This is a genomic window from Mumia quercus, from assembly GCF_025506335.1.
Taxonomy (GTDB): domain Bacteria; phylum Actinomycetota; class Actinomycetes; order Propionibacteriales; family Nocardioidaceae; genus Mumia; species Mumia quercus.
Window position 1 is genome coordinate 594,550 of record NZ_JANZYO010000001.1, and the last position, 24,991, is coordinate 619,540.

General features: G+C 71.8%; 23 protein-coding genes and 1 tRNA gene. 19 read left to right on the plus strand and 5 right to left on the minus strand.

Annotated features, from left to right (window positions below; translation table 11 throughout):
* Window positions 1-66: 66 nt before the first annotated feature.
* Window positions 67-444 carry a YciI family protein gene (locus NYZ95_RS02885; protein WP_262848490.1) on the plus strand — a complete coding sequence of 126 codons (378 nt, stop codon included), beginning with the start codon at window positions 67-69 and terminating at the stop codon, window positions 442-444.
* A complete protein-coding gene (locus NYZ95_RS02890) occupies window positions 429-1,688 on the plus strand; it encodes an RNA polymerase sigma factor (protein ID WP_262848492.1) in 1,260 nt (419 codons plus the stop codon). Before NYZ95_RS02885 ends, NYZ95_RS02890 begins: the two co-directional genes overlap by 16 nt.
* 27 nt (window positions 1,689-1,715) lie before the next feature.
* On the opposite strand, the gene NYZ95_RS02895 is transcribed toward NYZ95_RS02890, so the two are convergent.
* Window positions 1,716-3,386: a carboxypeptidase-like regulatory domain-containing protein gene (locus NYZ95_RS02895; protein WP_262848494.1), complete on the minus strand. Its 1,671-nt coding sequence runs from the start codon at window positions 3,384-3,386 to the stop codon at window positions 1,716-1,718.
* A gap of 52 nt (window positions 3,387-3,438) precedes the next feature.
* Window positions 3,439-5,100 (minus strand): dolichyl-phosphate-mannose--protein mannosyltransferase, encoded by a 1,662-nt coding sequence (locus NYZ95_RS02900; RefSeq protein ID WP_262848496.1) that lies wholly within the window; start codon window positions 5,098-5,100, stop codon window positions 3,439-3,441.
* A gap of 35 nt (window positions 5,101-5,135) precedes the next feature.
* Between NYZ95_RS02900 and rsmI the strand changes: the two genes are divergently transcribed.
* From rsmI to NYZ95_RS02960, 11 genes are all read left to right on the plus strand, one after another.
* Window positions 5,136-5,963, plus strand: coding sequence for a 16S rRNA (cytidine(1402)-2'-O)-methyltransferase (gene rsmI / locus NYZ95_RS02905; protein ID WP_262848498.1), 828 nt, complete (start codon window positions 5,136-5,138; stop codon window positions 5,961-5,963).
* A 104-nt stretch (window positions 5,964-6,067) separates the two neighbouring features.
* Window positions 6,068-7,291, plus strand: coding sequence for a hypothetical protein (locus tag NYZ95_RS02910; protein ID WP_262848500.1), 1,224 nt, complete (start codon window positions 6,068-6,070; stop codon window positions 7,289-7,291).
* On the plus strand, window positions 7,288-8,451 hold the full coding sequence (locus NYZ95_RS02915; RefSeq protein WP_262848502.1) for a hypothetical protein: 1,164 nt from the start codon (window positions 7,288-7,290) through the stop codon (window positions 8,449-8,451). The genes NYZ95_RS02910 and NYZ95_RS02915 overlap by 4 nt, the downstream gene beginning before the upstream one ends.
* Window position 8,452: 1 nt before the next feature.
* On the plus strand, window positions 8,453-9,586 hold the full coding sequence (locus NYZ95_RS02920; RefSeq protein ID WP_262848504.1) for a hypothetical protein: 1,134 nt from the start codon (window positions 8,453-8,455) through the stop codon (window positions 9,584-9,586).
* The gene (metG, locus tag NYZ95_RS02925; protein WP_372500447.1) at window positions 9,583-11,460 is read left to right on the plus strand and encodes a methionine--tRNA ligase; all 1,878 of its coding nucleotides are present in this window, start codon (window positions 9,583-9,585) and stop codon (window positions 11,458-11,460) included. Before NYZ95_RS02920 ends, metG begins: the two co-directional genes overlap by 4 nt.
* Window positions 11,457-12,302 carry a TatD family hydrolase gene (locus NYZ95_RS02930; RefSeq protein WP_262848508.1) on the plus strand — a complete coding sequence of 282 codons (846 nt, stop codon included), beginning with the start codon at window positions 11,457-11,459 and terminating at the stop codon, window positions 12,300-12,302. Before metG ends, NYZ95_RS02930 begins: the two co-directional genes overlap by 4 nt.
* Before the next feature lie 256 nt (window positions 12,303-12,558).
* A complete protein-coding gene (locus tag NYZ95_RS02935) occupies window positions 12,559-13,665 on the plus strand; it encodes a resuscitation-promoting factor (RefSeq protein ID WP_308212215.1) in 1,107 nt (368 codons plus the stop codon).
* An 8-nt stretch (window positions 13,666-13,673) separates the two neighbouring features.
* A complete protein-coding gene (rsmA, locus tag NYZ95_RS02945; RefSeq protein WP_262848510.1) occupies window positions 13,674-14,531 on the plus strand; it encodes a 16S rRNA (adenine(1518)-N(6)/adenine(1519)-N(6))-dimethyltransferase RsmA in 858 nt (285 codons plus the stop codon).
* A 9-nt stretch (window positions 14,532-14,540) separates the two neighbouring features.
* Window positions 14,541-15,458, plus strand: a complete 918-nt coding sequence (locus NYZ95_RS02950) for a 4-(cytidine 5'-diphospho)-2-C-methyl-D-erythritol kinase (RefSeq protein WP_262848512.1) — start codon at window positions 14,541-14,543, stop codon at window positions 15,456-15,458.
* Between the two features lie 49 nt (window positions 15,459-15,507).
* Window positions 15,508-17,277: an ABC-F family ATP-binding cassette domain-containing protein gene (locus NYZ95_RS02955; protein ID WP_262848514.1), complete on the plus strand. Its 1,770-nt coding sequence runs from the start codon at window positions 15,508-15,510 to the stop codon at window positions 17,275-17,277.
* Window positions 17,278-17,320: 43 nt separating this feature from the next.
* A complete protein-coding gene (locus tag NYZ95_RS02960; RefSeq protein WP_262848516.1) occupies window positions 17,321-19,420 on the plus strand; it encodes an MMPL family transporter in 2,100 nt (699 codons plus the stop codon).
* Window positions 19,421-19,456: 36 nt separating this feature from the next.
* On the opposite strand, the gene NYZ95_RS02965 is transcribed toward NYZ95_RS02960, so the two are convergent.
* Complete coding sequence (locus tag NYZ95_RS02965; protein ID WP_262848518.1) at window positions 19,457-19,951, minus strand: MarR family winged helix-turn-helix transcriptional regulator; 495 nt, start codon at window positions 19,949-19,951, stop codon at window positions 19,457-19,459.
* 93 nt (window positions 19,952-20,044) lie between these two features.
* On the opposite strand from NYZ95_RS02965, the gene NYZ95_RS02970 reads away from it, so the two are divergent.
* The 3 genes from NYZ95_RS02970 to NYZ95_RS02980 are packed head-to-tail and all read left to right on the plus strand — an operon-like array spanning window position 20,045 to window position 21,553.
* Window positions 20,045-20,257 (plus strand): RNA polymerase subunit sigma-70, encoded by a 213-nt coding sequence (locus NYZ95_RS02970; RefSeq protein ID WP_262848520.1) that lies wholly within the window; start codon window positions 20,045-20,047, stop codon window positions 20,255-20,257.
* A gap of 1 nt (window position 20,258) precedes the next feature.
* Complete coding sequence (locus tag NYZ95_RS02975; RefSeq protein ID WP_262848522.1) at window positions 20,259-20,786, plus strand: Clp protease N-terminal domain-containing protein; 528 nt, start codon at window positions 20,259-20,261, stop codon at window positions 20,784-20,786.
* Complete coding sequence (locus NYZ95_RS02980) at window positions 20,783-21,553, plus strand: methyltransferase domain-containing protein (RefSeq protein WP_262848524.1); 771 nt, start codon at window positions 20,783-20,785, stop codon at window positions 21,551-21,553. The genes NYZ95_RS02975 and NYZ95_RS02980 overlap by 4 nt, the downstream gene beginning before the upstream one ends.
* On the opposite strand, the gene NYZ95_RS02985 is transcribed toward NYZ95_RS02980, so the two are convergent.
* On the minus strand, window positions 21,550-22,200 hold the full coding sequence (locus NYZ95_RS02985) for a TetR/AcrR family transcriptional regulator (protein WP_262848526.1): 651 nt from the start codon (window positions 22,198-22,200) through the stop codon (window positions 21,550-21,552). The genes NYZ95_RS02980 and NYZ95_RS02985 overlap by 4 nt on opposite strands.
* A 277-nt stretch (window positions 22,201-22,477) precedes the next feature.
* On the opposite strand from NYZ95_RS02985, the gene NYZ95_RS02990 reads away from it, so the two are divergent.
* Window positions 22,478-23,344, plus strand: a complete 867-nt coding sequence (locus NYZ95_RS02990) for a dienelactone hydrolase family protein (RefSeq protein ID WP_262848528.1) — start codon at window positions 22,478-22,480, stop codon at window positions 23,342-23,344.
* 173 nt (window positions 23,345-23,517) lie between these two features.
* Entirely contained in the window at window positions 23,518-23,751 is a 234-nt protein-coding gene (locus tag NYZ95_RS02995; protein WP_262848530.1) for a hypothetical protein, read from the plus strand.
* 8 nt (window positions 23,752-23,759) lie between these two features.
* On the opposite strand, the gene NYZ95_RS03000 is transcribed toward NYZ95_RS02995, so the two are convergent.
* Window positions 23,760-24,704: an acyl-CoA desaturase gene (locus NYZ95_RS03000; RefSeq protein ID WP_262848532.1), complete on the minus strand. Its 945-nt coding sequence runs from the start codon at window positions 24,702-24,704 to the stop codon at window positions 23,760-23,762.
* Window positions 24,705-24,882: 178 nt separating this feature from the next.
* Here NYZ95_RS03000 and NYZ95_RS03005 point away from each other — a divergent pair.
* Window positions 24,883-24,962: transfer RNA gene (locus tag NYZ95_RS03005), tRNA-Gln, on the plus strand.
* Window positions 24,963-24,991: the final 29 nt, after the last annotated feature.

The window sequence follows — 24,991 nt, forward strand, 5'->3', positions numbered from 1 at the left end:
TGTCGATCACGGCTCGCCCGGACCGTCATCTCGGTGTCACGATCACACCGAGGGAAGGATCAACCGATGCTCTACACGCTCTTCATCCACAACGCGGACCCGCGCGAGGCCGGCATCAGCGAGGAGGACATGGCGCCGGTCCAGGCCGCGTTCGACGCCTACGCGAAGGCGCTGGACGAGGCCGGGGCGTTCGTCACCACCCAGATCCTCGGGTTCCCCGAGGCTGCGACGACGGTGACCGCCGTCGGCGGCGAGCCCAAGATCCAGGACGGGCCGTTCGCCGACACCAAGGAGTACGTCGGTGGCGTCGTCGTCATCGACGTGCCGGACCTGGACGCGGCGCTGGCGTGGGCCGAGAAGTGCCCGGGAGCGACGTACGGGTCGGTCGAGGTCAGGCCGACGATGCTCACCTGGAGCCGTGAGCGGCAGTGGTACCAGCCCTGAGCGCCCACGAGGAGGCCGAGCGGGCGGCGCGGACGTCGTACGGTCGCCTGCTCGCCATCCTCGCCGCGCCCACCGGCGATCTCGCGGCCGCGGAGGACGCGCTCGCGGACGCCTTCGAGCGGGCGCTGCGGACGTGGCCGGAGCGCGGGGTCCCGGACAACCCGGACGCCTGGCTGCTGACGGTGGCGCGCAACCGGCTGCGCGACCTCTACCGGACGGCGGCCCACCGTACGTCGGTGCCGTGGGAGGGAAGCGCGATCGACCTGGAGGACTCCGCCGTCCCGGCCGACCTGGGGGAGGGCGACGCGATCCCGGACGAACGGCTGGCCCTGATGTTCGTGTGCGCGCACCCGGCGATCGACCCGGCCGTCCGGACGCCGCTGATGCTGCAGACGGTCCTCGGGCTCGACGCCCGCCGGATCGCCGAGGCGTACGCCGTGCCGACCAGCGCGATGGCGCAGCGCCTGGTGCGCGCCAAGCGCCGGATCCGGGACACACGCATCCCCTTCGTCGTCCCCGGCGCCGAGGTGATGCCGTCCCGGCTCCCGGCGGTCCTCGAAGCCGTCTACGGGGCGTACGCGATCGACTGGTCTGCCGTCCCGAGCACGTCACCACGCGCGTCGACCGCGGGCGAGGCACACTACCTCGCCGTCCTGCTGGCGTCGCTGCTGCCGGACGAGCCCGAGGTGCTCGGCCTGGCGGCGCTGGTGGCGCTGTCGCTCGCCCGGGGCCCGGCCCGCACCGACGACGCTGGACGCCTCGTCCCGCTCGACGCGCAGGACCCGGCGCGGTGGGACCCCGCGCTCGTCGCCCAGGGCGAGCGCCTCCTCCGTGCTGCCTCGCGCCTCGGACGCCCCGGCCGGTTCCAGCTGGAGGCCGCGATCCAGTCCGCGCACTGCGACCGGGCACGAACCGGTCGTACCGACGAAGAGGCCCTCCTGCGGCTGCACCGGGCGCTGGTGGCGCTCGCCCCCACGCTCGGCGCGCAGGTGTCCCTGGCGGCCGCCACCGCACGCGTCGACGGAGCCGCGGCCGGGCTCGCGGTGCTCGACTCGCTGGCTGCTCGGACCGACGCCGCCACGCTCCGGCGGTTCCAACCCGCCTGGGCGCTGCGTGCGCACCTCCTCGACGAGCTCGGGAAGGGCCGCGACGCCGCGGAGGCGTACGACAAGGCGATCTCGCTCACCACCGACACGGCGAGCAGGGAGTTCCTGGAGACCCGGCGCGGCAGGCTCGACGCCTGAGCCCGCCGCGCGGGGGCCTCCCTCAGGTCAGCGGACGCGAAGCGTGACCGGCCTGCTCGTGCTGGACTTCGCCGCGCTCTGCGAGCCGTCGCCGCCGTAGTAGGCCTTGAACGACGCGCGGAGCTTGTACGTGCCGCGGGGAAGCCGCTTGAGGCGGATCGTCACGTTGGCGGGACGGTCCTGGGCGTAGCTCGTCCGTCCGACGACCTTGCCGTTCGCGCGGACGACCACGGAGCCGACCACGTCGCGCTTGCGGATGCCGCCGGGGACCGTGACCGCCACCTTCACCTTGGCGCGCGAGCCGGCGCTGACCGTGCGCTTCACCAACGTCAGGGTGGTCTTGGACGCGCGCGGGGTGACGGTGAACGGTGCGGTCGCCGACGACGTCGCGGGACCGGTGGCGGCGGTCGGCCGATACGTCGCGCGGATGCGCGAGTAGCGGCCGAGGTGCTCGGGCAGCCGGACCGTCACGACACCCGACGCGCCGACCGCGACCGTGCGGCTCCACGAGCCCAGGCACGGGTCGTGTGACGTGTCGTAGACGGTGCAGTTCTGGTCGAACGTGACCGACCCGGCAGCCGACCCGCCGTCGGCGGCGACCACCCGCGCGGTGACGTTCACCCGATCCGTGTTGCCGTAGCGCGCGCTCGGCTGGGACAGCGTCACCGTCGTGGTCGTGGTCGTGCGTGAGACGGCGAGGGCGCGCGAGCGGACCGACGCGGAGGTGTAGCCCGAGCGGCTCGCCGTGACCTCCGCGGTCAACGTACGTCCGCGGTCGGCATCGGTCACCGTGTAGCGCGCCGTGGTCGCGCCACCGATGGGCGACCCGTCGCGCAGCCACCGGTAGCCGAGCGTGAGCGCGCTGGCCGGGTAGCTGAAGGCGCGAGACGCGTCGACCGACACGACATCACCGACGCGCGCCGGGCCGGAGACCGGCTTGCCCGCGCGCGAGACGAGGGCGTACGGCGTGGCTCCGTACGGGCGGATCACCGCGGGCATCACGAGCGAGGCGGTCGTGGTCCCCGGCGCCTTGACCGTCGTGAGCGCGCGCTGCCAGGTGCCGGCGCCGACCGTGCGGTACTCGAGGGTGTGGGCGCCGCCCTCGAGGTCGCCGAGGTACGCGGTGCTGCCCTTCGCGTACACCCACGCACCGCCACGCCCGTCGCGACGGATGCGGTAGCGCAGGTCGCCGACCGTGCGCAGCCCCTTGACGTCGGTGAACGTCACGGTGGCCGAGCCGACGGGCGCGAGACCCGTACGCGGCGCCTTCGTGACGCGTCCGCGCTTGACCGTCAGGGTGCGCCCCGAGGTCGCCGTGAGCTTCTTCTTGGCCGAGATCGGCGTCCAGACCGACGGGCCGCCGACCCATCCGATGCGCGCGCGTCCCTCGCCGCCGACGAGGAGGCGGTAGCGGCCGTCGGGCAGACGCACCGAGAACCGGCCCTTGCTCGAGGTCGTGGTCTGCGCGGTGCGGACCCACGTACGGGTGCCGGGCTTCTTGCGGTACGCCCAGACGAGGGCGCCGGCGTGGGCCTTGCCGGTGCCCTTCACGACGACCTTCCCGGTGATCGCCCCGCGTTGGGGTGCGGCGGCGGCCGGGGACGCGGCGAGGAGCAGGCTCCCCGTCATGGCAGCGGCGGTCGCGAGCGCGAGAGCGCGGACCGGATGGCGCGGAAACAGACCGACGGTGGTGGGCACGGCGACTCCTCGAGACCTCGGAAGGGTGCCAGGAGTGTGGCACAAAGAGAGGTCAGATCCAGCGCTGGAACCACATGCGTTGCAACCACTCGTCGTTCGAGAGGAGCATGTCGGTCCAGATCGGGAAGAAGAACGCGAAGCACGCCAGCGCCACCGCGACGTACACCCCCAGCGCCACCGGCCCCCACCAGCGCCACCGGCTGCGCCGCGACGCGCGGAGCAGCCGCCCGGCCACCAGGGCGATCGCCGCGCAGGTGAACGGGATGAACGCCGTCGCGTAGAAGAGGAAGATCGGCCGGTCGTCGTAGGCGAACCACGGCAGCCAGGCCGCGAGGACGACGAGCACGACCAGACCGAACCGCCAGTCGCGCTCGCGGATCCACAGCCAGACCGACGCGATGAGCGCGAGCAGCCCGCCCCACCAGATCGCCGGGTTGCCGAGGATCAGGACCTGCCGCAGGCAGGTGGCCTCGCCGGTCGCGGGGCAGCCGGGCGTCGAGGCCGGCAGGTCGGTCTGGGCGTCCACGCCGACGGGTCGGTTGAGGACGAGCCAGCCCCACGGGTCGGACTGGTACGGGTGGCTCTTGCCGGCAAGGTAGTCGCCGGTGTGGAAGGAGTAGACCATCTGGTGGTAGTGCCACAGCGAGCGCAGCGCCTGCCAGGCCTCGCCGAGCGGGCCCTTGTCGCCGCCGTCGAGATAGCTGCCCCACGGAGGCGTCTCGCCGTAGCCGTGGCCGAACCGTGCCTCGAAGACCTCGTGGTTCACGAGGAACCCCGTCCAGGTGAGGACGTAGACGACGAGGGCGACCAGGACGAGGGACACGAACGCGGGCAGGCCGTCGACGATCACCGAGCGCCACCACGCCCCGCGTACGCCGATCGCCTGGCGGTCGATCGCGTCGAGGACCCACACGGCGACACCGACCACGGCGAGGACGTACAGCGCGCTCCACTTCGTGCCGACCGCCAGCCCGAAGCAGACGCCGGCGGCCAGGCGCCACGGGCGCAGCAGCAGCATGCGGACGGGCCCGTACCCCACGATCTGCTCGGTGTGGGGGTACCGCCGCGCCAGCCGGGCGCGACCCCAGTCGCGGTCGGCGACCACGCAGGCGAGCGCGCACACCAGCCAGAACGCGAGGAAGACGTCGAGGAGCGCGATCCGCGACATCACGAAGTGCACGCCATCGACGGCGAGGAGCAGGCCCGCCAGGCAGCCCAGCGTGGTCGAGCCCGTCATGCGGCGGACCATGCGCGCCAGCACCAGGACGGTCAGGGCACCGATCACCGCAGCCGAGATGCGCCAGCCGAACGAGGTCATCCCGAACAGGTGCTCGCCGACGGCGATCATCCACTTGCCCACCTCGGGGTGGACGACCTGGGTCGGCTCGCCGGTCCACAGCCCGGTCGTCTGTCCCGCCTCGACCTGGGCGTTGGCCTCCTCCACCCAGTCCTGCGCGTAGCCGAAGTGGAGCAGCGACCACGCGTCCTTCGCGTAGTAGGTCTCGTCGAACAGCAGGCGGGGCGGGTACTCCAACCGCCACACGCGCGCGGCGAACGCCAGCAGGGCGATCGCCAGCGGCGCGAGCCACCCGATCAGCCGTGGTGCGCCCGCGATGCGGGGACGGAACCGCTCCGCCAGCAGCGGCAGGGGCTTGCCTGCGCGCGTACGCCCCAGCGGCACGAGAGCCTGCTGGCGGTCGACGGTCAGGGACACGCCGCCACCCTAGCGACCACCCGTACGCTGGGCGGGTGCTGATTCTCGCCGCCACGCCGATCGGGAATCCCGCGGACGCCTCGACACGGCTCCGGGACCTCCTCGCCTCCGCCGACGTCGTCGCAGCCGAGGACACGCGCCGGGTGCGCCGGCTCGCCGCCGATCTCGGGGTGACCATCGGCGGGCGCGTGGCGTCGTACTTCGAGGGCAACGAGGCGCGCCGTACGCCGGAGCTGGTCGCCGAGCTCGACGCCGGGCGTACCGTCCTCCTCGTCACCGACGCCGGTATGCCGAGCGTGTCCGACCCGGGCTACCGGCTCGTGGCGGCAGCAGTCGAGGCCGGGCACGACGTGACGTCGGCTCCCGGCCCGTCGGCGGCCCTCGCCGCGCTCGCGGTCTCGGGGCTGCCGGTCGACCGCTTCACGTTCGAGGGGTTCCTCCCGCGCAAGACCGGCGAACGCGACCGTGCCCTCGCCGCGCTCGCGGACGAGCCGCGGACGATGGTCTTCTTCGAGTCGCCGCACCGGACCCGCGAGACCCTGGACGCGATGGTGGCGGCCTTCGGGGCCCAGCGGCGCGGCGCGGTGTGCCGCGAGCTGACCAAGACGTACGAGGAGGTCCGGCGCGGCCCGCTCGACGAGCTGGCGGCGTGGGCGGCGCCCGACGCCGAGGAGGAGCGCGTCCGTGGCGAGATCACGATCGTCGTCGCCGGCGCACCGCCGCGTACGTACGACGAGGACACGCTGCTCGCGATGGTGGCCGAGGGCGAGCGCTCGGGACTGACGCGCAAGGACGCGATCGCCGACGTCGCGCGGCGCACCGGCGTGCGGCGGCGCGTCGTGTTCGACCTGGTCCACCGCTGACGGGGGCGTTCGTCGCCAACTGGGCTGGTCGGAGGGGGAGGGCAGACCTGTAGTCTGTCCTTTCGTTCACCGGTGATCGAAATGTGGATGGAGCGCGCTCGAGCATGGCTGCCCCCCTGGACGAGTCGACCTCGGACTCCTTGCTCCTGCCCGAAGGTGCCCGCCTCCTCCACATCGGGCCGCACAAGACCGGGACGACAGCCGTTCAGCAGGCATTCGACCGCGCTCGGCCGGATCTGAAGCGGCTCGGCGTCCACTACGCCGGCCGTACGACGCAGACCTACGACGCGGCTGTCGACCTCCTCGGCAACCCCGGTCGGCTGGGCGTCCCGCGCCGCCGCGGGGCATGGGACGAGCTGGTCGACGAGGTCCGGGCCGCCGGCGACCGTCGGGTCGTGATCAGCAGCGAGACGTTCTCGGGCGCCAAGGACGACACCATCTCGCGGCTGCGCGACGACCTCGGTGACCGTCTCCACGTCGTGCGGGCGGTGCGTCGCCTGGACAAGCTCCTGCCCTCGCAGTGGCAGCAGACCGTCGTCAACGGGAGCCGCACCCCGTACGTCCGGTGGCTGCGCGACGTGCTCGCGAGCGAGGACCACCGCTTCTGGCGGCGGCAGTCGTACCGTGCGCTGACCGAGCGCTGGGCTCGGGTCGTGGGCCCCGAGAGCGTCACGGTCATCGTCGTCGACGACAACGACCACCGGCACATCCTCGACGTGTTCGAGAGGTTGACCGGCCTGCCCGCAGGGACGCTCGAGCTCTCGCCGACCGTCGACAACCGGTCGCTGACCGCGAACGAGGCCGCCGTCGCCCGCAACTTCAACGTGGCGCTGAAGCGCAACCGCTGGAGCGCGCGCACGCAGTTCCGGCTGATGAGGCTCGGAGCCCTGCGCGGGTTCAAGGGCCGGCCGACCGACCCTGACGACGTCCGCCTGGCGATCCCGAGCGAGTTCGCCCAGGCCGTGGCCGAGGTCAGCAACCGCGAGGTCGACGCGCTCGCGTCCCTCGGCGTACGCGTGGTCGGCGACCTCGAGAGCCTGCGCCTGGATGCCGGCGCGATGCGCACGGTCCCGGCGTCGACGTTCACCGAGTCCGGGCTCACGCTCGCGCCGGAGGCGGTCGCCGACGCCGTCGTCGCGCTCGTGGAGCGCGCGCTCGCGACCGGCAAGGCGCCGCTGGTGGCCAAGGTCGGTGACCCTGGGGAGACCCACCTCGCCTCGATCCGAGGGCGCGACCTGCCGCCTGCGCTGGTCTCGACGTGGGACCTGAACCGCGAGGTGGCGCGACGCGGGCTCTCCCGCGTCGGAGGGAAGGAGGACGACCGGTGAGCGACCTCCTGCTGCCCGAGGGCGTACGCCTCGTCCACATCGGCCCCCCGAAGACCGCGACCACCTCGCTGCAGGCGGCGTTCCACGCCGCTCGACCGGCGCTCGCCGAGCACGGCGTCCACTACGCAGGGAAGGGCCGCCACGCGATGCTCGCGGCCGTCCAGGCAGTCGGCGGTCGGGGCTTCCTGGGCGGACCGACCCCTGCCGAGGACGCCTGGGGCACGCTGCTGAGCGACATCCACGACGCCGGTGACGCCCGGGTGGTGTTCTCCAGCGAGTACCTCGCCCAGGCCAACGACGCGCGGGTGCAGCGCATCGTCGAGGAGATCGACGCGAAGCGGACGCACGTGGTGCTGACGCTGCGTCCGCTCGACAAGCTCATCCCGTCGCAGTGGCAGCAGTACATTCAGACCGGCTACGACGTCGGGTACGAAGACTGGCTGCGGGCGATGTTCAGCGACGAGCCTCCGAAGGGCCTGACCCCCTCGTTCTGGGTCCGGCACCGTCACGACCGCCTGGCCGAGCGCTGGGCGGAGGCGGTCGGACGCGACAACGTCACCGTCGTCGTCCTCGACCCGCGTGACCACGGGCACGTCCTCCGGGTCTTCGAGCAGCTCGTGGGGCTGCCGGCGCACACGCTGGAGCTGCAGGAAGACCTCTCCAACCGGTCGCTGACGCTGGCCGAGATCGAAGTGGTCCGCGCCTTCAACGCGCGGTTCCGGGAGAAGAAGTGGCCGGACAACGTCCACTTCCACTACCTGCGCAACGGCGTGATCGCCGAGATGCGCACACGTCAGCCCGGGCCCGACGAGGCGAAGATCGTCACCCCCGCCTGGGCCCAGGACCGCATCGCCTCGCTCACCGCGGAGATGGTCGACAACCTGCGGTCGTCCGGCATGCGCATCCTCGGTGACCTCGACCAGCTCCTCGGGCGCCCGGCCGACCCGGACGCCCCCGAGCAGCCGGCGTCGGCTGCACGGGTCAGCGCGAAGGTCGCGAGCCTGGCGCTGATCGGTGCCGCGCGGCAGTCCGGCGACCCTTCGGTCGACAAGGCGCGTGCGCGCGAGTGGCGACCGCTGCGCGACTACTCGGGCCGCAAGATCGCACGGATCGTCGCCGACCGGCTGAGGCACCGTGGCGGCGCGCAGCAGGAGTCCTGAGATGTCGGACCTCCTGCTCCCTCCTGACGCGCTCCTGCTGCACGTCGGGCCGCACAAGACCGGCACCACCGCGGTGCAGAGCGCCTTCTTCGTCGCCCGTGACGCGATGGGCCAGCACGGAGTCAGCTACCCCGGCCGGTCGCGGACACCGATCTACGCCGTCTCGGCGCTGACCGGCTACGGCCCGATGACGGGCGACCCGCCGCTGGACATCCGCAACTGGGAACGCTTCGTCGCGTCGGTGCCGCGGCAGGGTCGTGTGGTCGTGTCGAGCGAGTTCTTCGCCGACGCCGAGGGCGAGGCGGTCGAGCAGGCGGTGGGCGACCTCGGTGACGAGCGCGTGCACGTCGTGGTGACGTTGCGCCCGCTCGACCGGATCGTCCCGTCGCAGTGGCAGCAGTACGTGCAGAACGGTGCGGTAACGCCCTTCCGGCGGTGGCTGCGGCGGACCCTCGAGGCCGATCCGGCGACCTCAGGCTTCTGGCGCCGGCACCGCCACGACGCGCTGGTACGACGCTGGAGCGACGTGGTCGGTCCGGACCGGGTGCACGTCGTCGTGGTCGACGACGCGGATCGCGCAGCGCTGCTGCGGACGTTCGAGGCGATGAGCGGTCTGCCCGACGGCCTCCTCGTCCCGGAGGCCGACCGGGAGAACCGCTCGCTCACGTTCCCGGAGATCGAGATCGTGCGGGCGCTGAACGCGGAGTTCCGGGAGCGCGGCTGGGACCCGGCCGACTACCGTCGCTTCGTACGGCTCGGTGTCACGCGGGCGCTGAAGGGCGTGCGGCCCGACCCGTCCGCGCCTCGCCTGGTCCTTCCGCGCTGGGCGGTGGAGTGCCTGCGTGAGGCGAGCGTCCGTACGGTCGAAGAGATCCGGGCGAGCGGCGTACGCGTCGTGGGTGACCTCGACTCGCTGGTCGTCGCGCCGCCGGGGCCCGATGCGCCCGAGAAGATCCGCAAGAGCGTCGAGGTCCCGCCCGACCTGGCGGCACGGGCCGCCGCCGGGGCCATCATGGCAGCGCAGGAGGCGGACGGGCCGGGGATCGAGCGCGCGGCGCGCACCCTCGCCCGGAAGACGCCCGGCCAGCTCGTCTCGCGACTTGTCCGCCCACGCGGGCGCGGCGCGACGGGCTGAGCGCGCTCCGTAGGATGGGGGCCATGTCCAAGACGGTCCTCACCGCGGTCGCCTGGCCTTACGCCAACGGCCCGCGCCACATCGGTCACGTGTCCGGGTTCGGAGTCCCCTCCGACATCTTCTCCCGGTACCACCGCATGATGGGCGACCGCGTGCTGATGATCTCGGGCACCGACGAGCACGGGACGCCGATCCTGGTGCAGGCCGACGCCGAGGGCTCGACGGCCCGCGAGCTCGCCGACCGCTACAACCGGGTGATCGTCGAGGACCTGGCGGGCCTCGGCGTCTCGTACGACCTCTTCACCCGGACGACGACGCGCAACCACTACGCGATCGCCCAGGAGGTCTTCCACGGCCTCCACCGCAACGGCTACCTCGTGCCCCGCGTGACGACGGGCGCGATCTCGCCGTCGACAGGGCGGACGCTGCCCGACCGCTACATCGAGGGCACCTGCCCGATCTGCGGGTACGACGGTGCGCGCGGCGACCAGTGCGACAACTGCGGCAACCAGCTCGACCCTGCCGACCTGATCAACCCGCGCAGCAAGGTCAACGGCGAGACGCCGGAGTTCGTCGAGACCGAGCACTTCTTCCTCGACCTGCCGGCGCTCGCCTCGGCGCTCGGCGACTGGCTGAAGTCGCGTCAGGACTGGCGGCCGAACGTCTTGCGCTTCAGCCTCAACCTCATCGACGACCTGCGCCCGCGCGCCGTGACCCGCGACATCGACTGGGGAGTGCCGGTCCCGCTCGAGGGATGGTCCGACCGCGCCGACAAGAAGCTGTACGTGTGGTTCGACGCCGTCATCGGCTACCTGTCGGCCTCGGTCGAGTGGGCGGTCCGCTCCGGTGACCCCGACGCGTGGCGGGAGTGGTGGACCAACCCCGACGCCGAGTCGTCGTACTTCATGGGCAAGGACAACATCACCTTCCACTCCCAGATCTGGCCGGCGCTGCTGCTCGGCTACCGCGGTCTGGGCGACAAGGGCGGTGAGGCCGGCCCTCTCGGAGAGCTGGAGCTGCCGACCGAGGTGGTGTCGTCGGAGTACCTCACGATGAGCGGGTCGAAGTTCTCGACGAGCCGCGGCACCGTGATCTACGTCCGCGACTTCCTGCGCGAGTACGGCCCCGACGCGCTGCGCTACTTCATCGCGGTCGCCGGTCCGGAGAACCAGGACTCCGACTTCACGTGGGAGGAGTTCGTCCGCCGGACCAACTTCGAGCTCGCCAACGAGTGGGGCAATCTCGTCAACCGGTCGGTGTCGATGGCCCACAAGAACTTCGGCGAGGTCCCGACGCCGGGGCCGCTGACCGAGGCCGACCAGGCGCTGCTCGACGTGGCCGCCGCGGCGTTCGACACGGTGGGGTCGCATCTCGCGCGCAGCCGGTTCAAGCAGGCGATCGGGGAGGCGATGCGGGTCGTCACGGCCGCCAACCGCTACCTGTCCGACATGGAGCCGTGGAAGCTCAAGGACGACCCGCAGCGGCAGGCGACCGTCCTGCACACCGCGCTGCAGGTCGTCTCCGACGCCAACACGCTGCTCACGCCGTTCCTGCCGCACGCCGCGCAGCGCGTCTTCGAGACCCTCGGAGGCACCGGCATCTGGGCGGCGCAGCCCGAGGTGCGCGAGGTCGTCGACGACGTCCCCGCCGACCCGATCGGCGTCGGCGTCCCCGAGCTCGGCCACGCGTACCCGGTCATCACCGGCGACTACACGGTGGAGCAGGCGGTGTGGCGGCGTACGGAGGTCGTGCCCGGGACGCCCCTCACGAAGCCGTCGCCGCTGTTCACGAAGCTCGACCCGGCGCTCGCCGAGACCGGGCCCGAGTGGGCGCCGATCGTGAGCGGTCCCGTCGAGTCCGAGGCGCCCGCGTGAGCACGCCGGGAGACCGGCCGCCGCTTCCCGAGCCGCTCCCGCGTCCGGTGGTCGACAACCATTGCCACCTGGACATGGACGACTCGGCCGAGCAGCTCTCGGTGCTCGACGCCCTGGAGCGCGCGGGTTCGGTCAACGTGCCGCGGATCGTCCAGATCGGGTGCGACCTGCCCGGCGCGAAGTGGGCGGTGCAGGTCGCCGAGGCCCACGACGCGATCGTCGCCGGGGTCGCCCTGCACCCGAACGAGGCACCGCGCCTGGCCGCCGACGGGCAGCTGGACGACGCGCTCGCCGAGATCGAGTCGCTCGTCGTCGCCAGCCCGCGGGTCCGCGCCGTCGGCGAGACCGGCCTCGACTACTTCCGTACGGGCGAGGAGGGGCGCGCGGCGCAGCACGAGTCGTTCCGCGCCCACATCGCGATGGCGAAGAAGCACGACAAGACGCTCGTGATCCACGACCGCGACTCGCACGCCGACGTGCTGGCGGTGCTCGACGAGGTCGGCGCGCCCGAGCGTACGGTCATGCACTGCTTCTCGGGCCACGCCGACTTCGCCCGGGCCTGCGTCGAGCGCGGGTTCTGGTTGTCGTACGCCGGCACGGTGACGTTCAAGAACGCCCAGCCGGTCCGGGACGCGCTCGCGGTGACCCCGCTGGACCGGGTGCTCGTCGAGACCGACGCGCCGTTCCTGACGCCGACCCCGTACCGCGGCCGCCCCAACGCCTCGTACCTCGTCCCGACCACCGTCCGGGCGATGGCGCAGGTCCTCGAGGTCGAGCTCGAGGAGCTCTGCGAGGCGATCAACACCAACAGCGACGCGGCTTTCGGCGGCCCCTGGGGCTGACCCGCGGCTGGGAGTTTGCCACGCCAGCGTGGGAAACCCCGGTTGGCGCGGCATGCACGCCACGCCCACCAGGGTTTCCCACGCTGGCGTGGCAAACCGAGAGCCGAGGCAGGGGTGCGGGAGCCCGTACGACGGCGGTGAACCACAACGCGGTAAGTTCCCCTGTGGAGCGTGACGCGGATCACGGGGGTTGGGTTTGTGGTCACGATCTGGTTACTCTGCCGAGAGTTTTTGTCCCCACCCCCGAGGGAGCCTCGTGCGTACCCGTCTCGCAGTTACCACGGTGAGCGCTGTCATCGTCGCCGCGATCGTCGCCGGTGTCCTGGCGTTCACCGTGCTCAACAAGACCGTCACCTTGAGCGTGGACGGCAAGGAGACCCAGGTCCGGACGTTCGGCGGCACCGTCGGCGACGTCCTCGAGGCCGAGGGGATCGACGTCGGCGAGCGTGACGTGGTCGCGCCGTCGGTGGGGTCGAGCATCAAGGACGGCACGAAGGTCGCGGTCCGCTACGCCCGCCAGCTCCTCCTCACCGTCGACGGTGAGGCCAAGACGTACTGGACGACCGCCCTGCGCGTCGACGAGGCGCTCGAGCAGCTGGGCATCCGCCCGCACGCCGCCGCCGAGCTCTCCACGAGCCGCAGCGCCACCGTCCCGCGTGACGGCTTGACGCTGACCATCACCAGCCCGCACAAGATCCGCCTCATCGCCGACGGCAACCGCCGTACGGTCTTCGCCGCGGGCGACACCGTGCGCGAGGCGCTCGACGGGCTCGGCATCACGCTCGGGGAGCACGACGAGGTCACTCCGAAGCGGTCGACGCCGCTGACCGCGGGCATGCGGGTGCGCGTCGTGCGCATCGCGAAGGTCGTGCGCACCAAGACCGAGGACGTCGACTTCGAGACCAAGGTTCGCGAGGACGACTCCATGGCGGCCGGCGAGACCAAGGTCGTCCGCAAGGGCAAGAAGGGCTCCGCGCGGGTCACGTACGAGATCGTCCGCGCCGACGGCAAGATCCGCTCGCGCAAGGCGATCAAGACCGAGGTCCTCGTCCCGGCCCGCGCGCAGGTCGAGCGCCACGGCACCAAGCCCGACACGCCGTCGATCGATCCGGGTGACGGCTCGGTCTGGGACCGCCTCGCCCAGTGCGAGTCCGGTGGCAACTGGAGCATCAACACCGGCAACGGCTACTACGGCGGCCTGCAGTTCAACCTCGGCACGTGGCGCGCGTACGGCGGCAAGGGCTACCCGCACGAGAACACCCGCGAACAGCAGATCGCCGTCGCCACCAAGCTGCGTGACGCCAACGGCGGCAGCTACGGCTCGTGGCCGCACTGCGCAGCCAAGCTGGGTCTTCCCCGCTGAGCGGCTCAGTGAGGCTCCTCGGCCCCGGTGACGTCCGTACGCTCGCCGAGGAGCTCGACGTCGTCCCGACCAAGAAGCGCGGTCAGAACTTCGTCATCGACGCCAACACCGTCCGGCGGATCGTCCGCGCGGCCGAGGTCGGCCCCGACGACGTCGTGCTCGAGGTCGGGCCGGGGCTCGGGTCGCTGACCCTGGCTCTGCTGGAGCAGGTGCGCCACGTGGTCGCCGTCGAGGTCGACGGCCGTCTCGCGGAGGCGTTGCCGGCGACGATCGCGGCGTACGCCCCGGAGCGCGCCGGCGACGTCGACGTCGTCCATGCCGACGCCATGCAGGTGCGTGAGCTCCCAGGCCCGGATCCGACCGCCGTCGTGGCGAACCTGCCGTACAACGTCTCCGTGCCGGTCCTGCTGCACCTCTTCGAGCACGTGCCGACGATCGAGCGCGGTCTCGTCATGGTCCAGGCGGAGGTCGCCGACCGGCTGACGGCGGGCCCGGGCTCGAAGGTCTACGGCGTGCCGAGCCTGAAGGCCGGCTGGTACGCCGACGTACGGCCTGCGGGCCGCGTCGGACGTACGGTCTTCTGGCCGGCACCCAACGTCGACTCCGGCCTCGTGGCGTGGACGCGGCGCGAGCCGCCGGCCGACGCCGACCGCGCACGCACCTTCGCGGTCATCGATGCCGCGTTCGCCCAGCGCCGCAAGACGCTGCGGGCCGCGCTCTCGTCGATCGCCGGCGGTGCGGACCGTGCGGAGGCGGCGCTGGTCGCCGCCGGGGTCTCGCCCCAGGCCCGGGGCGAGCAGCTCGACCTGGACGCGTTCGTCGCGATCACCCGTGCGCTCGGCGACGACGTCGTGGCCTCCCGGTAGTTTGTTGCGGTGCGTACGACGACCGTCCGGGTGCCGGCAAAGATCAACCTCTCGCTGGGAGTAGGCCCTCTGCGCGGCGACGGCTATCACCCGCTCGCGACCGTCTACCAGGCCGTCGACCTCTGCGACGAGGTGCGAGCCACCGAGGTCGAGGACGACTCCGTGACCGTCGAGGTGCACTTCGGCGGGGACGGCCTCCGCGAGCAGGCTCCCGTCCCGACCGACGACAACAACCTGGCCGTCAAGGCAGCGCTCGCGCTGCGTGACGCCTTCGACGTGAAGGCCGGCGTCGCGCTGTCGATCCGCAAGGTGATCCCGGTGATGGGCGGGATGGCCGGGGGTTCGGCGGACGCTGCCGCCGCGCTCGTCGCCTGCGACGCGCTGTGGGGGACCGGGGCGACCCGGCTCCAGCTGGAGGAGATCGCCGCAGGCCTGGGTTCGGACGTCCCGTTCCTGCTCCACGGCGGCACCGCGCTCGGCGGGGGCCGTGGCGAAGAGGTCAGCCCCGTGCTCGTACGGGGTCGGTTCCACTGGGTCTTCGCGATCGCCGACCGCGGGCTGTCGACGGCGGCGGTGTACGCCGGCTACGACGTGCGGCACGCGGACGACCCGCCCCCGATGCCGGAGGTGCCGCCGGCGTTGCTGACGGCACTCGCGGCCGGCGACGCCGCCGGGGTCGGGGCGGCCCTCTCGAACGACCTCCAGCCCGTCGCGCTCGCCCTGCGTCCGGAGCTCCAGGACGTGTTCGCGGTCGCCGAGCAGGCGGGCGCGCTCGGGGCGCTGGTGTCCGGCTCGGGGCCGACGGTGATGGTCCTGGCCGAGGACGCCGACCACTCCGCCGAGCTCGCCCGTAGGCTGCTCGCCGAGGGCGTGTGCGTCGATGCCGTCCAGGCGACGGGCCCGCATCCCGGCGCGCACCTGATCTGAGCGCCCCGGCGCGCTCGCGCGCGTACGGGGGCCTCGTAGGCTTGGCAGGGTGACTCCGCCTCAGAACCTGGTGAACCTCGACGGGGTCGAGAAGACCCACGGCACCCGCACGCTCCTCGACGGGGTGAGCCTCGGTGTCGGCGCGTCCGACCGGATCGGCATCGTCGGGCGCAACGGCGGTGGCAAGACGACGCTGCTGCGTGTGCTCTCCCGGATCGAGCCGGTGGACGCCGGACGGGTCACCCACGTACGCGGGCTCGAGGTCGGCTACCTCAACCAGACCGACGAGCTCCACGAGGCACACACGCTTCGCGAGGCGGTGCTCGGCGGCAAGGCCGACCACGAGTGGGCCTCCGACGCCGACACCCGCGAGATCGTCACGGTGCTGCTCGCGGGCGTGCCGCTGGACCGCGTCGTCGAGGGCATGTCGGGAGGCGAGCGCCGGCGCGCCTCGCTCGCGCGGCTGCTCCTCGGCCAGCACGACCTCCTCGTCCTCGACGAGCCCACCAACCACCTCGACATCGACGCGATCGCGTGGCTCGCCCGCCACCTGCGCAACCGCGAGTGCGCCATCGTCGTCGTCACGCACGACCGCTGGTTCCTCGACGAGGTCGCGACGCGGACGTGGGAGGTGCACGACGGCGTCGTCGACCAGTACGACGGCGGCTACGCGGCGTACGTGCTGGCCCGGGCCGAGCGCGACCGGCAGGCGGCGGCCAGCGAGAGCCGGCGTCGCAACCTCGTCCGCAAAGAGCTGGCCTGGCTGCGCCGTGGCCCGCCGGCGCGCACCTCGAAGCCGAAGTTCCGCATCGACGCCGCCAACGCGCTCATCGCCGACGAACCCCCGCCGCGGGACCGGCTCGAGCTGGAGCGGTTCGCGACGCAGAGGCTCGGCAAGGACGTGCTCGACCTGGAGGACGTGAGCCTGACCCGCGGGACCGCCACGATCCTCGACCACGCGACCTGGCGGCTCGGGCCAGGGGACCGTATCGGGCTGGTCGGGCCGAACGGCACGGGCAAGACCTCGATCATGCGGCTCCTGGCCGGCACCCTGGAGCCCGACGGTGGCACGGTCAAGCGGGGCAAGACGATCTCGGTGGCCTACCTCTCTCAGGCGCTCGACGAGCTCGATCCTGCCGAACGCGTCCTCGACTCCGTGAGGGGACCCGAGCTGCGCGCGACGTCGCTGCTGGAGGGCTTCGGGTTCACCGGCGACCTCCTGACCGCCCGCATCGGCGACCTGTCGGGAGGCGAGCGTCGTCGGCTCCAGGTGATGCGCCTGCTGCTCTCCGAGCCGAACGTGCTCCTTCTCGACGAGCCGACGAACGACCTCGACATCGACACCCTGACGGTCATCGAGGACTACCTCGACCGCTGGCCGGGGACCCTCGTGGTGGTCTCGCACGACCGGTACTTCCTCGAGCGCGTCACGGACACCGTGTACGAGCTGCCAGGCGACGGCTCGGTGCGGATGCTGGTCGGCGGGATCGAGGCGTACCGGCCGCGCGACCTCGCGGCCCGTACGCGTCCGACGGCCGCGACGGCCGCGACGGTCACCGCAACGACGGCGCCGCCGGCCGCAGTCGGGCAGCCGACCCTGTCGGGCGCCGAGGAGCGCGCAGCCCAGAAGGAGCTGGCGCGTCTCGACCGGCGGCTCGCGCGGCTGTCCGAGCAGAGCGCCGAGATCGAGGCGGAGATGCTGGCCAACGCCACCGACGTCGCCGCGCTCTCCGCGCTGCAGGAGCGGTTGTCGGCGATCCACCACGAGCGAGAGGAGCTGGAGGCCTCCTGGCTCGACATTGCCGACGTGCTAGGTTGAGGACCACCGAGAAGGATAGATTTTCTACCTAAATGGAGTGAGCGTGTCTCAGGGTTCCACCGATCGTTCCCCCCGACGCCGCTGGTGGTGGGTGCTCCCCATCGCCGTCGTCCTCGTCTGGCTCGTGGTGGGTGGGGCCGCCGGCCCGTTCGCCGGCAAGCTCTCCGAGGTCTCCGAGAACGACAACGCCGCCTTCCTGCCCGACAGCGCGGAGTCGACGGAGGTGGCGAAGCTCCAGGAAGGGTTCAGCCCGGACAGCGTCCCCGTCGTCATCGTCTGGGAGTCCGACGAGCCGGCGACAGAGCAGGGCCGTGCGGCGGTCGCCCAGCAGCTGGACGCGGTGTCGAAGGTCGAGGGCGTCGAGCGGCCCGTCAGTCCGCCGGTGCCCTCGGAGGACGGTGAGGCGCTCGCCGGCTACGTCAAGATCTCGCCGAAGTACGAGGGCGAGGTCGAGACCGTCGTCGAGGACATCCGCGACGCGGTGGAGCCGGTCGACGGACTGACCCCGTACGTCACCGGGCCCGGCGGCTTCTCCGCCGACCTCGGCGAGGCGTTCGGGGGTATCGACGGGCTTCTCCTCGGTGTCGCGCTCGCCGTGGTGCTGGTGATCCTCCTGATCGTCTACCGGAGTCCGCTGCTGCCGTTCGCCGTCCTGCTGACGTCCGTCCTCGGGCTCGGCCTGGCCGCGTTCGTCGTCTACCTGCTGGCCGACGGTGGCGTCCTCGACCTGAACGGCCAGAGCCAGGGCATCATGTTCATCCTCGTGGTCGGTGCCGCCACCGACTACGCCCTGCTCCTCGTGGCCCGCTACCGCGAGGAGCTGCGTGCTCACGCCGACCGCGTCGAGGCGATGAAGATCGCGTGGAAGCGCGCCTTCAAGCCGATCCTCGCCTCCGGCGGCACGGTGATCCTGGGCCTTCTGTGTCTCCTGCTCTCCGACCTCACGTCCAACCGCAGCCTGGGGCCGGTGGCCGCGCTGGGGATCGCTGCGGCGATGTGCGCCTCGCTGACCTTCCTCCCCGCCGTGCTCCTCCTGCTCGGTCGCACCGCGTTCTGGCCTTTCCGCCCCCACGTCGGCACGGAGAAGCCGGAGGAGTCCGGCGTGTGGGGCCGGGTCGCGGGCCTGGTCCGTCGCCGTCCGCGTCGCCTCTGGGTCGTCGTGACGTTGGTCCTCGTCCTGGGTGCGGCGTTCGCCCCGACCTTCAAGGCGTCGGGAGTCTCGCAGAGCGACTTCTTCCTCGGTGAGGTTGAGGCGGTCGCGGGCCAGGAAGCCCTGTCGCGGCACTTCCCCGGTGGCTCCGGATCTCCCGCCGTCGTCATCGCGCCCGAGTCTGACCTCGATCAGGTCGTCCGGGTGGTCGAGGACACCGACGGCGTCGCCTCGGCGCAGCCCATGACCGAATCCGGTGACGCGCCCGCGCCGGGCCAGGACGCACCGCCGAAGGTGGTCGACGGCAAGGTGATGGTCGAGGTCACGCTCGAGGACGCGGCCGACTCCGCTGCGGCGGAGGACACTGTCCGCGACCTCCGTACCGAGCTGCACGACCTCGGCGACGACGTGCTGGTGGGCGGCGCGACGGCTCAGCAGATCGACGGTGACGACATCGCCGAGCGCGACCGTACGGTCATCATCCCGGTGGTGCTGATCGTCATCCTGCTGGTGCTGATCGTCCTCCTGCGCTCGGTCCTGGCTCCCGTCCTGCTGGTGGCTACGACGGTGCTCAGCTTCTTCGCGACGCTGGGCGTCGCCGCGCTGGTCTTCAACCACATCTTCGACTGGCCGGGCGCAGACCCCTCGGTGCCGTTGTACGCGTTCGTGTTCCTCGTCGCCCTGGGGATCGACTACAACATCTTCCTCATGACGCGGGTGCGGGAGGAGTCTGCCCAGCGGGGGACGCGTGAGGGGATCCTGCACGGACTCGTCGTCACCGGCGGGGTCATCACGTCGGCCGGCATCGTCCTCGCGGCGACGTTCTCCGCGCTCGCCGTGCTGCCGATCCTGTTCCTCGCGCAGATCGCCTTCCTCGTCGCTTTCGGCGTCCTGCTCGACACGCTGATCGTCCGGTCGCTGCTCGTGCCGGCACTGTCGTACGACATCGGCTCGCGGATCTGGTGGCCGAGCCGGCTGCAGCAGCGGCGCTGACCCGCCGACGCGACGTCGACGCCCCGTCCTGAAGGGTCAGGACGGGGCGTCGAACGGAAGCAGCAGCCCGCGGAGGAGGCTCGCGAGCCGGCGGGCGTCGTCGTCGCCGAGCGAGGCGAGGAGCTCGCGTTCACGTGCGAGGAGCGCGTCGAGGGCGGCGTCGACGGTGGCGCGCCCTTCGTCGCTCAGCCGCACCTGGACGCCCCGGCGGTCCAGGGGGTCGGGCAGCCGCTCCACGAACCCGCGCGCCGCCAGCCGGTCGATGCGGTTGGTCATCGTCCCGCTCGTGACCAGGGTCTCGCGCAGCAGCTGACCTGGGGAGAGCTGGTAGGGCTCGCCGGCGCGCCGCAGCGCGGAGAGGACGTCGAACTCCCACCCGTCGAGGTTCTGGTCGGCGAAGGCCTCGCGTCGCGCCAGGTCGAGGTGACGCGAGAGCCGAGAGACGCGGCTCAGCACCTCCATGGGGTCGACGTCGAGGTCCGGGCGCTCCCGGCGCCAGGCTGCGACCAGTCGGTCGACCTCGTCTCGCATGTCTTCAGCGTACCGTCGAGATTCTCGACATCGAGATGCTTGCTTCGTCAACATGGGTTGACGACCTCCCTTCCGTCAACTACGGTTGACGACATGGACCTGAAGGAAGCCACCGGCGACGACCCCGAGGTCGGGCTGCGTGCCGTGCGCGCGCTGCGCGAGCTGGCGGACCGGCTCGAGCGGCTCCAGGTCGAGCGGGCACGCTCGCTGGGCTGGTCGTGGCAGCAGGTCGCCGACGCGCTCGGTGTGAGCCGGCAGGCGGCGCACAAGAAGCACGGCGAGAACGCACGACAGGGGAAGGGCTGAGATGTTCGAGAAGTTCACGCGCGCGGCCCGGGCGGTCGTCGGTGACGCCCAGCACGAGGCACACGCGGTGGGGGACGGGCGCATCGAGCCGGTGCACGTGCTGGGGGCCCTGGCGAAGCAGGAGCGCACCAGCGGCGTCCTCGCGCGGCACGGCGTCACGTACGACGCGGTGCGGGCCCAGATCGCACGGACCGGTGACAGCGCCCTCGACGTCGACGCGCTCGCGAGCCTCGGGGTCGACCTTGAGGCGGTCCGCGAGCGGGCCGAGGCGACCTTCGGCGAGGGTGCGCTCGAGCGGGCGCGGCGTGGTCGCGGCCACCTCCGCTTCACCCGGCCGAGCAAGGCGGTCCTCGAGCACGCGCTGCTCGTGACGGTCGTGGGTCCGGGTCGCGAGGTCGGCGCTGCGCAGCTCCTCGCGGGCGTGCTCGCCGTCGACGATCCGAGGACCACGTCCGTCCTCTCGGCGGTCTGCGACGATCCCGCTGCGCTGCGGGCCGACGTCATGGGCCTGACTGAGGAGGCCGGGTGACGGCGCGCTGGGACCCACGTCTCTACCTCGCGTACGAGTCGGAGCGTGCGCGGCCGTTCATCGATCTTGTGATGCGCATCCTCACGCACCCGCGCACGATCGTCGACCTCGGCTGCGGCCCCGGCCACCTGAGTGCGGTGCTCCTCGACCGGTGGCCGGATGCGACGGTGCTCGGCGTCGACTCCTCGCCGGAGATGGTTGCGCAGGCCCGGCGTGACGCGGCGGGGCCGCAGGTCTCGTACGCGCTGGGCGACCTCGCGACGTGGGCGCCGCCGGTGCCGGTGGACCTGGTGATCTCGAACGCGGCCTTCCAGTGGGTGCCGGACCAGCTCGAGGTCGTGCCGCGCCTGCGCGACCACGTCGCGCCGGAGGGGGTGCTGGCGTTCCAGGTGCCCGACAACCACCACGAGCCCAACCACGTGCTGCTCCGCGAGATCGCTGGCCGGGCGCCGTACGCGAAGCACACCGCGGGCCTCGCGCTGACGCGCAGCGTCTCGCCCGCGACGTACCTCGACCTCCTGGCCGACGACGCGTGGGACCTCGACGTGTGGGGGACGACGTACTACCACGTGCTGGAGGGGGAGGACCCCGTCTACCGGTGGATCTCCGGCACCGGCGCACGTCCGGTGCTCGAGGCGTTGCCGCCGGGTCTTCGTGAGGACTTCGAGGCGGAGTACAAGGCGGCGCTGCGCGAGGCGTACCCGACGCGGTCGTACGGGACGGTGCTGCCGTTCCCGAGGAGCTTTGTCGTCGCGAAGCGGCGCTAGCTCTCGTCCTTGCGGGGGAGCAGCTCGGGCTTGGTGTCGAGGTGGGAGAGGCCGTTCCAGGCGAGGTTGACGAGGTGGGCGGCGACGACGTCCTTGCTCGGCTTGCGCGCGTTCAGCCACCACTGTCCGGTCGTGGAGACCATGCCGACGAGCATCTGTGCGTACATGGGCGCGAGCTTGGCGTCGTACCCGCGCCTCTTGAACTCGCCGACGAGGATGTCCTCCACCCGGCTCGCGATGTCGCTGATGATGCTGACGTACGAGCCGGTCGGCGTGCCGACGGGGGCGTCGCGGACGAGGATCCGGAACCCGTCCGAGCTGGTCTCGATGTAGGTGAGCAGCGCGAACGCCGCGCCCTGGAGGAGCTCGCGGGGCCCGCCGCTGCTGAGTGCGGAGCGCATGCCGCCGAGGAGGGTCTGGACCTCGCGGTCGACCACCACGGCGTAGAGCCCTTCCTTGCCGCCGAAGTGCTCGTAGACCACGGGCTTGGACACCGAGGCGCGCGAGGCGATCTCCTCGACGGTGGTGCCGTCGACCCCCTTCTCCGCGAAGAGCGTCCGGGCGATCTCGATGAGCTGCTCGCGCCGCTCGGCGGCGGTCATCCGCTTGCTGCTCCGCTTGGGTGCCGGATCGCTGTTCTTGGCCATTCTCGGCATTCTGCCGCACGCGACGCTTCGGGCGTCGTCGGCGTCGTCCGGCGCCGATCCCCGGAATCCCAGCATCCGGTGGTGCGCCGCCGCCGCGGAGGATATGGCGCGGAAAACAGGTAAGCAAGCGCTTAGTTATCGGGATTCATAGCAGGAAAAGGAAGTTCTGTGGCGCTCTTGCCCTCATTGTCATCGAGTCGTTAACGTCCCGTTCACTTCGCGGGCTTCCGGACCAGCTGGGGGCGTTCTCGGGCCGCTGATCGAAGAGGAGAACGAGATGTACAAACAGCTCGTGGTCCGTCTCGCGGCGCTCGTCGCGACCGTGACCCTCCCGCTCGTCGGGGTCGCGGCACCGACCGCCGTCGGCGCCGAGAACCCGTACGAGCGGGGACCGGCCCCGACGTCGTCCAGCGTCCTCGGCAACGGCTCGTACAGCGTCAGCACGACCTCGGTGTCGAGCCTGCTCGTGAGCGGTTTCGGGGGCGGGACGATCTACTACCCGTCGACCACCTCGGACGGGACGTTCGGCGGCGTCGTCCTCGCCCCGGGTTTCACCGCCACCTCGAGCGCGTACGCCGGCGTCGCCCGGCGCGTCGCCTCGCACGGCTTCGTGGTCTTCGCCATCGACACCAACACGACGCTCGACCAGCCCGACAGCCGCGGCCGGCAGATCCTGGCGGCGCTCGACTACCTGACCCAGCGCAGCTCCGTGCGGTCGCGGGTGGACGCCTCGCGGCTGGCCGTGTCGGGTCACTCGATGGGTGGCGGGGGCACGCTGGCCGCCGCCAGCTCACGCTCCAGCCTGAAGGCGGCGGTCGCGCTGCAGCCGTGGCACACGACCAAGAGCTGGCCCGGCGTCCGCGTGCCGACGATGATCATCGGGGCGCAGACCGACACCATCGCGCCGAACTCGTCGCACTCGATCCCGTTCTACAACAGCCTGACGAACGCGCCCGAGCGTGCGTACGGCGAGCTGCGGGGAGAAGGGCACCTGGCCGCCAACACGAACCCCGACTGGCAGGGGCGGCTGATGGTCACCTGGCTCAAGCGGTACGTCGACTCGGACCTGCGCTACTCGCAGTTCCTCTGCCCGGCGCCGAGCTCGCTCTCGCTGTCGGACTACCGCAACTCCTGCCCGGACTGACGGCCCGAGCCTCCCTCCAGTGACGGGGCCGGGCGCGATGGTGGAAGCACCGCGCCCGGCCTCCCTCCATGATCGCGGAGGCCCTCGCCGCATCTGCCGGCCGGGGCGCCCGCTTGCGCTTCTCCGGCCCCGGGCGGACGGTGGAGGGGCACGCCCGTCCCTGAGGAGGTCGCATGCATCTCAGCAAGATCGCGAAGTGGGGTCTCGTCGTCGCCGTGGTGGTCGCGTTCGTCGGCTCCGGTCTGGTCATGCTCGTGCTCGTCCGAAACGGGGCCCTCAACAGCTACCCGTGGGAGTCCGTCGGCACGGCTCTGGCCATCTTCGGCGCCATCTCCGGACTCGTGGCCGGGATCGCCGAGGCAGACCTCGGCACCCACAAGACGAAGCGGGACGCCGGGATCCGCTGACGCGGCGCTCAGGCCGCGACGCGCTTGGCCTCGATCCGCGACGCGACCGGCCAGCGGACGTCGCGGACCCATCCGGCCTTCTCGAAGAGCCAGATGAGACGGGCCGAGATGTCGACCTGACCGCGCAGCACCCCGTGCCGCGCGCAGGTCGGGTCGGCGTGGTGAAGGTTGTGCCACGACTCGCCCATCGAGGGGATCGCGAGCCACCACACGTTGCCGGAGCGGTCACGCGACTTGAACGGCGACTCGCCCATCGTGTGGCAGATGGAGTTGATCGACCAGGTCACGTGGTGAACCAGGAAGACCCGGACGAGCGACCCCCAGAAGAACGCCGTCACCGCACCCTGCCACGACCAGGTGACGAGTCCGCCGATCACCGCCGGCGCGGCCAGCGACACGAGCACCCACAGCGGGAACTGTCGCGACAGCCGCACGATGTCGCGGTCCTTGAGGAGATCAGGGGCGTACTGGCGCTGCGGCGTCTGCTCGGCGTTGAACATCCAGCCGAGGTGCGCGTAGGCGAATCCCTTGGTCAGTGCCGGCACGGTCTCGCCGTAGCGCCAGGGCGAGTGCGGGTCGCCCTCGCGGTCGGAGAACTTGTGGTGCTTGCGGTGGTCGGCGACCCAGCGGGTGATCGGGCCCTGGATGGCCAGGCTCGCGGCGACGCCGAGGGCGATCTTGAGCGGGCGGTTCGGCTTGAACGACTTGTGCGTGAAGAGTCGGTGCATGCCGACGGTGACGCCCAGCGAGCCGATCAGGTAGAAGACGGCGAGAAGGACGAGGTCGACCGGCCCGAGCCAGCCGCCCCACGCGACGGGGACGGCCGCCAGCAGCGCGAGGAAGGGGACGGCGACGAAGACGCCGAGGGTGAGCTGCTCGACGCGGCCCGGCGGGGTTCCTTCGGCGCCGTGGCCTGCCTCGTTGCGGATCGGCGTCTCGAGTCCTGCGGACATCGAAGTCTCCTCGGTGCTGGGAAGCAAGTTCGGGGAAGCCTACCTACGCTCCCGTAGGTTCAGTCTTCCCGCTGCACCGGTACCCGGCAACCGCTCCGCGCAATCGCCCCGCGCGCAAGGACGGCCGCGAGCCGATGTGTGCGCCAGTGCGCGTGTTCCGTACGCTGGGTGCGGATGATCCCCGGTTGGTCTGTCGGCAGGGCCCGCCGCACTTTGAATGCGGATCAAGCGACGTAGGTTCGACTCCTACCCGGGGAGCTCATCCGCCCAGCGACGTCGGTGGAGAG

Excerpts from the sequence above, each read along its gene's own strand:
- NYZ95_RS02885 (WP_262848490.1), top strand. The coding sequence starts at position 67 with ATGCTCTACACGCTCTTCATCCACAACGCGGACCCGCGCGAGGCCGGC.
- NYZ95_RS02910 (WP_262848500.1), top strand. The coding sequence starts at position 6,068 with ATGGCTGCCCCCCTGGACGAGTCGACCTCGGACTCCTTGCTCCTGCCC.
- NYZ95_RS02920 (WP_262848504.1), top strand. The coding sequence starts at position 8,453 with ATGTCGGACCTCCTGCTCCCTCCTGACGCGCTCCTGCTGCACGTCGGG.
- NYZ95_RS02965 (WP_262848518.1), bottom strand. The coding sequence starts at position 19,951 with ATGCGAGACGAGGTCGACCGACTGGTCGCAGCCTGGCGCCGGGAGCGC.
- NYZ95_RS02970 (WP_262848520.1), top strand. The coding sequence starts at position 20,045 with ATGGACCTGAAGGAAGCCACCGGCGACGACCCCGAGGTCGGGCTGCGT.
- NYZ95_RS02975 (WP_262848522.1), top strand. The coding sequence starts at position 20,259 with ATGTTCGAGAAGTTCACGCGCGCGGCCCGGGCGGTCGTCGGTGACGCC.
- NYZ95_RS02985 (WP_262848526.1), bottom strand. The coding sequence starts at position 22,200 with ATGGCCAAGAACAGCGATCCGGCACCCAAGCGGAGCAGCAAGCGGATG.
- NYZ95_RS02990 (WP_262848528.1), top strand. The coding sequence starts at position 22,478 with ATGTACAAACAGCTCGTGGTCCGTCTCGCGGCGCTCGTCGCGACCGTG.
- NYZ95_RS02995 (WP_262848530.1), top strand. The coding sequence starts at position 23,518 with ATGCATCTCAGCAAGATCGCGAAGTGGGGTCTCGTCGTCGCCGTGGTG.
- NYZ95_RS03000 (WP_262848532.1), bottom strand. The coding sequence starts at position 24,704 with ATGTCCGCAGGACTCGAGACGCCGATCCGCAACGAGGCAGGCCACGGC.